The sequence below is a fragment of the Kitasatospora sp. NPDC023120 genome (assembly GCF_055560835.1).
The window spans coordinates 1-9,530 of sequence record NZ_JBVHHY010000066.1 but is presented as its reverse complement, the minus strand read 5'-3'; the positions used below and the strand labels follow the sequence as shown (position 1 = coordinate 9,530).

Sequence of the window (9,530 nt, the reverse complement as noted above, 5' to 3'; positions counted from 1 at the left end):
CGGCCCATTGCTCATCAGAAAGATCTCCACGCCCCACAGCGAAGATCATGAACGCTGCGGGACGTGACGACCATCAGTTCTAAAACACGGCCTAGTCCTCGCCAACAGCCGCCTGTGCCACGGCCGCACCGTCTACCGCGACGACCCCGCCGCCCCGCGACGGATGCTGCGCGGCCTGTTCACCCGGGACACCGCCGCGTGAGCGCCGACCTCGGCGCGCTGTCCGGCGCTAAGGCGGCCGTCGCCGCCCTGGCCCGCCAGCAGCACCACGCCGCCGCGACCCTCAACCTGATCCCCTCCGAGAACAGCGCCTCCCCGCTCGCCCGCTGGGCGCTGGCGGGCGACGCCGGCGGCCGCTACTTCTTCAACACCAGCGGCGACCCGGACGGCTGGGCATTCCCGGCGGCCCAGGCCGCCTCCGAGGTCGAGACCGGCCTCACCGTTCCGCTGCTGCGCGCGCTCACCGGGGCCCGGCACGTCAACGTCCGCCCGCTGTCGGGCCTGCACGCCATGACCCTCGTGCTGTCCGCGTGGGGCGGCGCACCGGGCACGCCGGTGCTCACCGTCCACCCCGACCAGGGAGGCCACTACGCCACCGCCTCCCTCGCCCGCCGCCTGGGCCTGACCCCGCACCAGGCCACCGGCCCCGACCCGCACACCCTCGACCCCGAGCTGCTCCACCACCTGGTCGCCACCCACCGCCCGCACCTGGTCTACCTCGACCAGTCCCACGTCCTGTTCCCCGCCGACGTCGCCACCGTCGCCGAAGCCGTCCGGACCGCCGACGAGCACACCGTGCTGTACGCCGACGTCTCGCACACCCTCGGCCTCGTCCTCGGCGGCGCCCTGCCCAACCCGCTCGCCGCCGGCGCCCACGCCTTCGGCGGCTCCACCCACAAGACCTTCCCCGGCCCGCAGAAAGGCATGGTCGCCACCAATCGGGACGACCTCACCGACACCCTCGCCCGAGCCCAGTACGACATGGTCTCCAACCACCACCTCGCCCCGACCTGCGCGCTCGGCCTGGCCGCCGCCGACTTCCTCGCCGCCGACCCCGCCGCCTACGCCACCGACACCATCGCCGCCGCCCAAGCCCTCGGCCAGGCCCTCCACAAGCACCACCTGATCCCCGAGGCCGCCGACCGCGGCTACACCGCCATCCACCAGCTGTGGCTCAACACCGCCCCAGCCGGAGTCGACGGCCGCGAGGCCCACCACCGCCTCACCGCCGCCGGCATCCACACCAACGTGCTCACTCACCTCCCCGGCCTGGCCGGCACCCCGGCGCTGCGCCTGGGCACCGCCGAACCGGTCGGCGCCGGGCTCACCGTCCAGGACATGGACCAGGTCGCCGAGCTGATCGCCGACGCCGTCCAGAACCACCGGCCCGCCGCCGCCATCGCCGCGGACATCGCCGACCTTCGCACCGCCCGCACCAGCCGCTGGCAGCTCCACCGCCACCCCGACGTCGCCACCTACATAGAGGAGAGCTTCGCGTGAGCACCCCGGCCCTCGACAGCATCACCGCCACCCGCGCCAGTCGGCCGCTGGGCGAGGCCGCCATCACCAGCCTGGTCACCGGCTACCTGGAAGGCCGCGTGCCCGACTACCAGCTGGCCGCCTGGCTGATGGCCGTGACCTGCAACGGCCTCACCCTGGAGGACACCACCGCCCTGACCCGCGTCCTCGCCGACACCGGCCAGCAGCTCAACCTACGCGTCCTGGCACCGTTCGTCGCCGACAAGCACTCCACCGGCGGCATCGGCGACAACACCACCCTGGTCCTGGCGCCGCTGCTCGCCGCCGTCGGCATCCCCGTCGGCAAGCTCACCGGCCGCTCCCTCGGCCACCACGGCGGCACCGTCGACAAGCTGGAGGCGATCAGCGGCCTGCGCCTGCCCGCCGACGCCGACGAGTTCACCAAGGCCCTGGCCGCCACCGGCATCGGCCTAACCGGCCAGTCCGACCACCTCGCCCCCGGCGACGGCGCCCTCTACGCCCTGCGCGACGTCACCGGCACCGTCGACTCCATCCCCCTGATCGCCTCCTCAATCATGTCGAAGAAACTCGCCGCCGGAGCCAGCGCCTGCGTCCTGGACGTGAAGACCGGCCCCGGCGCCGTCCTCACCGACCCCGCCCAGACCCTGGAACTCGCCCGCCTGATGGTCGACATCGGCAACCAAGCACACCTGCCCACCCGCGCGGTCATCAGCGACATGAGCCAACCCCTCGGCTACGCCATCGGCAACGCCCTCGAAGTCGCCGAAGCCGTCCACGCCCTGTCCGGCCGGCACGTCCCCGGCCTCACCGACCTGACCCTCGCCCTCGCCGAACTCATCGCCTCCCAGGCCTGGCCCGACCACACCACCGACCAGATCCGCCACCGCCTGCACACCGCGCTCGCCGACGGCAGCGCCCTGGCCGCGCTGCGCCTCTGGGTCGAGCACCTTGGCGGCGACGTCCTGCAGATCGACGACCCCGCCCTTCTCCCGGCCGCCGACGTGCGCGTGCCCGTCACCGCCCCGGTGGGCGGGACCGTCCACCGGATCGACGGCGACGAGCTTGGCCGCATCGCCGCCGAACTGGGGGTCGGCCGCGCCCGGGCCGACAGCCCGATCGACCCGGCCGTCGGCATCCAGCTGCGAGTCCGGGTCGGCGACCCCGTCCGGACCGGCGACCTTGTCGCCGAACTGCACCTGCGCACCGTCCACGACCAGGCGGCGCTGCGGGAGCGCACCGCGGCGGCGTTCACCGTCGCCGACGGGCCCGCCGCCGCGCCGCCGCTGATCCACCACACCATCTGACCCGCCCTACGCAGCGGGCCCCGGCCGACCCGATCAGGCGGCCGGGGCCCGGTCCCCGAGGAAAGGCACCACCCCCGACACCAGCGCACCACCGCCCCGCAAGGAGGCACCCGTGCCCACCACCGCCAACCGCCCCGCCGTCGACGGCCTGCTCGTCGACATGGACGGTCTGTTCCGCCACTGGCGCGACACCGGCGCCCGGCGCGGCGAACAGCTCGCCCACCTGCCCGCCGGCACCTTCGACGCCTTCGCCTACCGCCACCCCAGCTACCGGCTCGCGCAGCTCGGCGTGCTCACCGACCAGCAGTGGGCCGACGACGTCGCCCGGCGCCTTACCGCCGCCTTCGGCCCCCGCGCCCTGGACGCCATCGGGCTGTGGCGCGCCGACCGGGGCGAGAGCGACCCGGTCATGCTCGACCTCCTCGCTCAGGCCCGATGCCACGTCCCGGTCGGCGTCCTGTCCAACACCACCGACGCCTTCCGCGCCGACCTCGCCCACCACGGCATCGCTGACGCTTTCGACTACGTTTTCCCGACCGCCGAGCTCCACGTCGACAAGCCGGCCCCGCTCGCCTTCCACACCGCCGCGAAGAGGATGGGCATCGCGCCGGAGCGGCTGTTCTTCACCGACGACGAGCCCCCCTACATCGCCGGAGCCCTCCACGCCGGGCTGCGCGCCGAGCTGTTCACCGGGCCGCAGGCGTTCGCCGCCGCCCTCACCCGCCTCGGCATCCCCGTCACCGCCGCCCCGGCACTCACCCCGGCGGCCTGAGCCGTGCAAGGCCTGCGGCCCGGCGACCTACCGGACGGGCGCTCCGACGAGCTCCAGCACCTGGCCGGCCAGCTCCGCCGTCGGCAGCACGCCGTCCAGCAGCACGGTGTCGCCGGGCAGCAGGTCCACCGCCGCCGCGCATCGCTCGATCTGCGCCCGGCGCCACACCCGGGTCTCCTCATCCGCAGCCGGATCGTCCGGGGTGAAGGACTGCGCGTCGATCCGGGCGCCCAGCACCTCGGCCGGGGTCTTGAGGAAGACGTGGTGAAGCCGGGCGCCCGCGGCGCTGATCTCGCCGTGGATCTCCCGGAGGTACTCGGGGACGACCAGGGTCATCGGGACGATCAGCGGGCGCTCGTACTCGCCCAGCATCCGGATCGTCATGGCGGCGACCAGCTCGCGCCATACCGGCAGGTCCTGGTAGTCGCCGGTCGGCGTCTCCACCAGGCGCTGAACGGTGGCGCCGACCACCTCGGGGTCGAAGAGAATCGCGTCCGGCCACCGTCGGCTCAGCTCCTTGGCCAGCGTGGTCTTCCCGCCGCCGAACGGCCCGTTCAGCCAGACGACCGTGCGCTGCTCACTCATGATCTTGGTTCCTCTCCGGAGTCCCACGATCCCACAGTGCTGTACCGACGCTCGACAGTAGTCGCCCGGTTCCCCCGTGTCTCCGCGTGAGCGCCTGCGCACCCGCGCGACCGGTTCCGCCCGATATTGACCAGATAGGGACCACCCATGCGATCCGTCTACGCCGACATCGCGGCCGAGCAAGAGGCCATCCGCACCCGCTGGGGCGACCAGCACCACCCCACCGGCGCCCACCGCGGCTTCGTCCTGGTCCGGCGCCTCCTGCAATACCTCTGCGACCGGGCCGCCCGCCACGGACGCAAGACCTGGCGGCACATCCTCATCGAGGAGGTGTTTGAGGCCCTCGCCGAACCGGCCGACCGGGAGGCCATGCGAGCGGAACTCGTCCAGGTCGGCGCGGTCGTCGTCTCCATGATCGAAGACCTGGACCGGAACTGACCCAGATGACCCTGCCACCGGAAGTTCGCCGGACCACGACCACGTTCCTCACCGCCATCGACGACTCCGCCCCCGGCCTGGTGGAGAGGCTCTACCTGCACGGCTCCCTCGGATTCGGCGAGTTCTACCCGGGTCACAGCGACATCGACTACGTTGCCGTGCTGGCCCGGACCCCCGACGCCGCCGCGACCGCCGCGCTCGCCGCCGCCCACCAGGTCGTGCGCGAGCAATGCCCCCTACCGGACTTCGACGGCTTCCACCTCCCTCTCCAGGACCTGGCCCGGCCGCCGGAGTCGTGCCCGGACCTCCCCTGCACCCAGGGCGTCGTCTTCCAGGAAGCAGGCAGGTTCGACGTGAACCCGGTCACCTGGCACGAACTCGTCCGCCATGGCGTTGCCGTGCGCGGCCCGGCGCTCACCGAGGCCGAGGTGTGGACCGACGACGCGGCCCTGCGGGCCTACAGCCACGGCAACCTGGCCAGCTACTGGAGTACAGTCGCCCAGTCGCTGGTCCAGCACCCGGACGAAGCGTCCACCGCCGAGGCCACCGAGTGGTGCGTGCTCGGCGTCAGCCGCCTGCACCACCTGCTCGCCACGGGCAACCTCACCTCCAAGAGCGGTGCCGGCCGGTACGCCATGACCGCCTTCGAACCGCGCTGGAAGCCGATTGTCACCGAAGCCCTGCGCATCCGCGAGACCCGAGGAGCGCGGTCCTCCTACGACGGTGCACCCGAGCGCCGAGCGCGAGACACAACCGCATTCACCTCCATGGCAGTTGAAGCCGGTCTGGCCCTCGGCTCTCACCCCGGCTGACCCGCCCGACCGGCAGCAGCCGCCGAAGAGGGCTGAGGGCCGGGCACCCTGGTGTGGCCCGGCCCTCAGCCCTCTTCGGCGGCCGAAGCCAGGGCGCAGCTCGCTGCACTGACGGTCGCCCAGCCGCGGCCGATGACGGGGTACAGCCGGGACCGCTTCCCGCACTGGAACATGCAAGGCCAGGGTTGTGATACCCGGGTTATCCGCACGGCTGTCCCGGGCGATCCGCGTGCAACCAGTGGCAATTCAGCACCGTACCGGACGGTTGCTGGCCGAGGCACGTGAGGGACAACAGGGAAGGAAACTCAGTCGCTGCGGTCCCGGACCACGGACCAGACTGAACCGGTGGACACCCGACGCCCCTGCCCCTGCTGCGGTCACCTCGTCTTCGATACCGAGGATGGCTGGCCGGGCTCGTACGCGATCTGCCCGGTCTGCTTCTGGGAAGACGACCTTGTGCAGTTGCGCTGGCCCTTCAGCCCGGGCGGCGCGAACCAGGTCTCGCTTGCCGAGGCCCAGCAGAACTTCCAGGCTTACGGAGCCTGCGATCAGCGCGGCAGGCGCTTTGTTCGGCCGGCCGCGGAAGACGAACCGCTCGACGCCGGCTGGCGCCCAATCGATCCGCTCTCGGACCTGTTCGAGGACTGGGACAGTGAGCCCCGTCGCCCCTGGCCCGACGACCGATCGGTCCTGTGCTGGTGGCTTCCGTCCTTCTGGGGATGTCGAGACCAGCCTGAGCCAGACGTGGATCGACGCGTGGTCATCGACGTGAGCTCGATCCAGGACGAGCGTGACCTGCACGGCGTTCTGAAGCGCGAGCTCGGCTTCCCTTCGTTCTACGGCATGAACTGGAACTCGTTCTGGGACGCGATCACCCGACTCGTCGTGATGCCCCGTGAACTGCGCTTCACCGGCTGGCCCGAGTTCGAACGCCGATGCCCCGCAGCCGCCGCTGAGCTGCGTCGACAGTTCACACGGTTCGGCAACGGTTCGCCGAGGTCCAACGTGACTTACGACCAATAGTTCGGAAGCGTCGGCAGGCACGCCCGTGGGGATGGCGGTTGCGAGTGGATGACCAAGGGCAGGAGAGACCTAACCTCATCGCCTCCATCCGTTCACATGGACAGCGGGTCGACCGGCGGCCATGGGTAGCCCAGTTGCTCGGCATCATGCGAACCTCCCCAGACCTCGGCGGTGGCACGGGGATCGCCTGCAGCCAGACGCGCTTCAAAGTGCTCGGCCTGGTCCGATGGGTCGTCTCCGGAGATCGGGAGGGTCATCCCGAACTGGAGCCAGGGGCGATCTGCATCGGCGCGGTTACGGGGATGCATCAGGACGACATGGATTCGATCGGGCTCCTTGCGGGAGGCCCAGACGCCTTCCAACTCGCAGTCCCATTTGACCAGCCAGTCCCCCCTTCCCCTCAATCCCGCCTCAAGCAGCCGCGCAACTGCTCCAGCCGGCCACTCCCAACCGCGGTCCTCCCCGGCTCGCAGGACCTCGGCCTCGTACTGACCTGCGGTAAACCGAAGCCCCGGCAGGTCGAAGTCCTGATTGGCCGGGTCGCGCCAGCTCTCCCAGACAACATGCTCCCCGTCACGCCTGACCGTCATGTACAGGGCGCCGCAGCACTCCTCCACGCCACAGCCAGACCAAGCGATACGGGTCTCGTGGGGTGTCGCAGTGGCGTGCAACGGCCCTTCCCGGCCAAACAGATACCGGGGGCCCACTCCCGCGTACCGGGAGCCTCCCACGCCACCGGGAACCACGTCGGCCAGAAGATCCCGGCCATTGACGATCGGGCGGACCTCCACGGCGCCCTCCTCGGGCGGTGGGCACACGATGCTCAGGCTAAGAACGTCCGGTTCCGTGGTCATCGGCCAATGATCGCGGACCCAGCCGCGGCCTGCACATGAATTCGCGCGGCCTCGGCCTCGGGGCGGTGGTCGGCATGCTGTGAGGCACGCTGGCCTCCTGACACCCTCCGGAACGAAGGGATGGCAGCCCGGGGAATTACATGACCGTCCACAGGAGGGGAATCTCGGTGCTGCCCGCCAGTCACCCGGCCGACAGCACATCGCAGGAGAACGTGCTGGTTGATTACCGTGCCGGTGGCGGCACGGCTCTGATCGACCGCGTGAGCGCTCTGCGGACTGCGGTGACCTCGTCCTCCAGCTCGGAGCGGTTGCAGGAGACGGGGGTGCCGTCGTCGTCGAGTCGGTTGTCGAGGAGCTCCGGGATGCTGTCAACCCAGTCGCGGAAGACCTTGGAGGAGAAGTAGTGCGGGGTCAGGTACCTGACCTTCGATCTCCTGGTTGCTCCGGGTGCGGGGAAGAGCCACTTCTCGCAGCCGGGCATCTCCGGCAGGCTGTCGCGACGCTTCTGCCACTGCTTGATGTGCCGGGCGGTCTCCGGGCTGATGGGAAGGCGCCGGCCGTGACGTCGGCGCTTGCGGTTGTCGTAGATCAAGGTGGGTTTGCCGTCGGTCCACTGCAGGCAGTCGCGTTTGAGGGAGGTGGCTTCCTCGGGGCGGCGTCCGGTGTCGCGGATGATGCGGTAGACCTCCTGATACATGGCCGCGAAGTCTTCGGCCTGCCAGCCGGCGCCTTGTCGCGTGGGAAGCCGGCGGCCTTGATCCGCCGTTCCGACCGGCGGCGGGCCCGGGCGTCGCACTCGGCCATCAGCAGCTCGAAGAGGAAGCCGAGGGTAGGACATCTGCTCGCGGGCGGCGTTCGCGGCGAGTTCGGGGAACTGGGCGCGGATGGTGGGCAGCCTCAGCATCCGGCAGGCCTGGTCGATGGCGGCGGTGGCGGCCTGCTCGGTGATTCCTCGCTGGCGGGGGAAGGTCATGGCGTTCTCCTTCAAGTGGTTTGGTTCGGTCGGCGGTGTCGCAGCAGTTGGTCGTAGTGGGCCACGGAGGGCAGCGGCCTCGTGTCGGGCGGAAGCTGGGCCACGCCCCGCTCGGTGAGCGAGGTCGCCGTTGCCCGGTCCGTGGCGGGCGGCTCCGGTTCTGCGGGAGTCATGCTGTCGGCTTCGGCGGCCTTGCGGGCCTCCAGCGCGACCGCGTCGGCGGACAGCGCGCCGGCCCGGAGGGCGGCAGCGGAGGCCGGCGACGAGGTGCTCGTGGGGCAGGTGCCGGCCGAGCAGGAGGACCTCGATCAGGGCCCGGGTGCCTTCGCGCTCGCCGTGGGCCTTGCGGGCGACCGCCCACCATGCGTCGTGGACCGGGGTGAACCTGCCGGCCGAGCGGGCCTGGTCGAGCGCGGTCGCCCCGGGCAGGGCGCCGGGCTTGCGGACCAGGGCCTCCAGGTAGTGATCCAGATCAAGACGGGTGCCGCCCTTGGCGATCAGCCGCTCGTGCCGGGCGACCTCCTCCCGGCCGTCGAAGACGACCAGCTCAGACGCGTGCAGCATCACCCTCACCGTCCGGCCGATCAACCGCACCGGCACCGAGTAGCGGTTGTTGCGCACCCCGACCTGGCTGTAGCGGTCGACCCGCGGGGTGAATAGCCGGCCCGTCTCGAACGGCTCGTCCGGCAACGGCGCCAGCAACGGCCGCTCGGCGGCGAAGTACTCGCCGATGGTGCGGGGCCGGGAGCGGATCCGGCGGGCCTCGTCCTCCTCGTCCCATCGGTCGATCATCGCGTTGAGGTCGGCCAGCGTCGCGACGTCGGGGACGGGGACCAGGTGGTTGCGGCGGAACCAGCCGATCTGGCCCTCGACGCCGCCCTTCTCGTGGGCGCCGCCGATGCCGGGCTGGCAGTAGAGGACGTCCAACCGATCTTCCGCGAGTTCAGAGATTCTGAAGTACCGGCCGGGCGAACCCACGGAAGCTCGGGCGGTATTGCGGGATGAAGGGGCCGAGTTCGGGCCGGAAGAAGCCGGAACTGGTGGGTTGGTGCCCGCGTACCCATCTGAGTGCTCAGCTTGGCATCCTGCCCTTCGCCCGGCTTGTCAGAGGGATTACCTAACCTCGCGCTTTCACGAAGCGGGCTGTCCGGCAGGTGATCAGCAAAGCAGAAAGTGAACCGCCCCGGGTTCGGTAGAGATCTCAGGTTGTGGTTGTGACCTGCGGTTTTGTGGTGGCAAGGTAGTAGTCGGTTTCGTACTCGACTGGCG

9 protein-coding genes and 2 pseudogenes are annotated in these 9,530 nt (G+C 70.9%); 6 read left to right on the top strand and 5 right to left on the bottom strand.

Translation table 11 applies throughout. From position 1 onward, the window contains the following. Positions 1-198: 198 nt before the first annotated feature. From ACZ3TI_RS40270 to ACZ3TI_RS40260, 3 genes are all read left to right on the top strand, one after another. Positions 199-1,500 carry a PLP-dependent aminotransferase family protein gene (locus ACZ3TI_RS40270; protein ID WP_465735464.1) on the top strand — a complete coding sequence of 434 codons (1,302 nt, stop codon included), beginning with the start codon at positions 199-201 and terminating at the stop codon, positions 1,498-1,500. Then, positions 1,497-2,804, top strand: coding sequence for a thymidine phosphorylase (locus ACZ3TI_RS40265; RefSeq protein WP_465735462.1), 1,308 nt, complete (start codon positions 1,497-1,499; stop codon positions 2,802-2,804). Before ACZ3TI_RS40270 ends, ACZ3TI_RS40265 begins: the two co-directional genes overlap by 4 nt. Positions 2,805-2,916: 112 nt before the next feature. Next, positions 2,917-3,576 carry an HAD family hydrolase gene (locus ACZ3TI_RS40260; protein WP_465735460.1) on the top strand — a complete coding sequence of 220 codons (660 nt, stop codon included), beginning with the start codon at positions 2,917-2,919 and terminating at the stop codon, positions 3,574-3,576. A 27-nt stretch (positions 3,577-3,603) separates the two neighbouring features. On the opposite strand, the gene ACZ3TI_RS40255 is transcribed toward ACZ3TI_RS40260, so the two are convergent. Next, complete coding sequence (locus ACZ3TI_RS40255) at positions 3,604-4,161, bottom strand: P-loop nucleotide/nucleoside kinase family protein (protein ID WP_465735458.1); 558 nt, start codon at positions 4,159-4,161, stop codon at positions 3,604-3,606. Between the two features lie 147 nt (positions 4,162-4,308). Between ACZ3TI_RS40255 and ACZ3TI_RS40250 the strand changes: the two genes are divergently transcribed. The 3 genes from ACZ3TI_RS40250 (at position 4,309) to ACZ3TI_RS40240 (ending at position 6,434) form a co-directional block, all read left to right on the top strand. Next, on the top strand, positions 4,309-4,599 hold the full coding sequence (locus ACZ3TI_RS40250; protein ID WP_465735456.1) for a hypothetical protein: 291 nt from the start codon (positions 4,309-4,311) through the stop codon (positions 4,597-4,599). A 5-nt stretch (positions 4,600-4,604) separates the two neighbouring features. Continuing rightward, positions 4,605-5,411, top strand: a complete 807-nt coding sequence (locus tag ACZ3TI_RS40245) for a hypothetical protein (RefSeq protein WP_465735454.1) — start codon at positions 4,605-4,607, stop codon at positions 5,409-5,411. Between the two features lie 345 nt (positions 5,412-5,756). After that, positions 5,757-6,434 carry a CPCC family cysteine-rich protein gene (locus ACZ3TI_RS40240; protein WP_465735452.1) on the top strand — a complete coding sequence of 226 codons (678 nt, stop codon included), beginning with the start codon at positions 5,757-5,759 and terminating at the stop codon, positions 6,432-6,434. A gap of 92 nt (positions 6,435-6,526) precedes the next feature. Here the strand turns inward: ACZ3TI_RS40240 and ACZ3TI_RS40235 are convergent, their stop codons facing one another. From ACZ3TI_RS40235 to ACZ3TI_RS40220, 4 genes and pseudogenes are all read right to left on the bottom strand, one after another. Continuing rightward, entirely contained in the window at positions 6,527-7,288 is a 762-nt protein-coding gene (locus ACZ3TI_RS40235) for a hypothetical protein (RefSeq protein ID WP_465735450.1), read from the bottom strand. A gap of 223 nt (positions 7,289-7,511) precedes the next feature. Further along, positions 7,512-7,880: a hypothetical protein gene (locus ACZ3TI_RS40230; RefSeq protein ID WP_465735448.1), complete on the bottom strand. Its 369-nt coding sequence runs from the start codon at positions 7,878-7,880 to the stop codon at positions 7,512-7,514. Positions 7,881-8,014: 134 nt separating this feature from the next. After that, positions 8,015-8,261, bottom strand: a pseudogene (locus tag ACZ3TI_RS40225) (ATP-binding protein); the annotation flags it as partial. 531 nt (positions 8,262-8,792) lie between these two features. Beyond that, a pseudogene (locus tag ACZ3TI_RS40220) lies at positions 8,793-9,053 on the bottom strand (Mu transposase domain-containing protein); the annotation flags it as partial. Positions 9,054-9,530: the final 477 nt, after the last annotated feature.

Coding starts and splice junctions, on each gene's coding strand:
- ACZ3TI_RS40255 (WP_465735458.1), bottom strand. CDS start 4,161: ATGAGTGAGCAGCGCACGGTCGTCTGGCTGAACGGGCCGTTCGGCGGC.
- ACZ3TI_RS40250 (WP_465735456.1), top strand. CDS start 4,309: ATGCGATCCGTCTACGCCGACATCGCGGCCGAGCAAGAGGCCATCCGC.
- ACZ3TI_RS40245 (WP_465735454.1), top strand. CDS start 4,605: ATGACCCTGCCACCGGAAGTTCGCCGGACCACGACCACGTTCCTCACC.
- ACZ3TI_RS40235 (WP_465735450.1), bottom strand. CDS start 7,288: ATGACCACGGAACCGGACGTTCTTAGCCTGAGCATCGTGTGCCCACCG.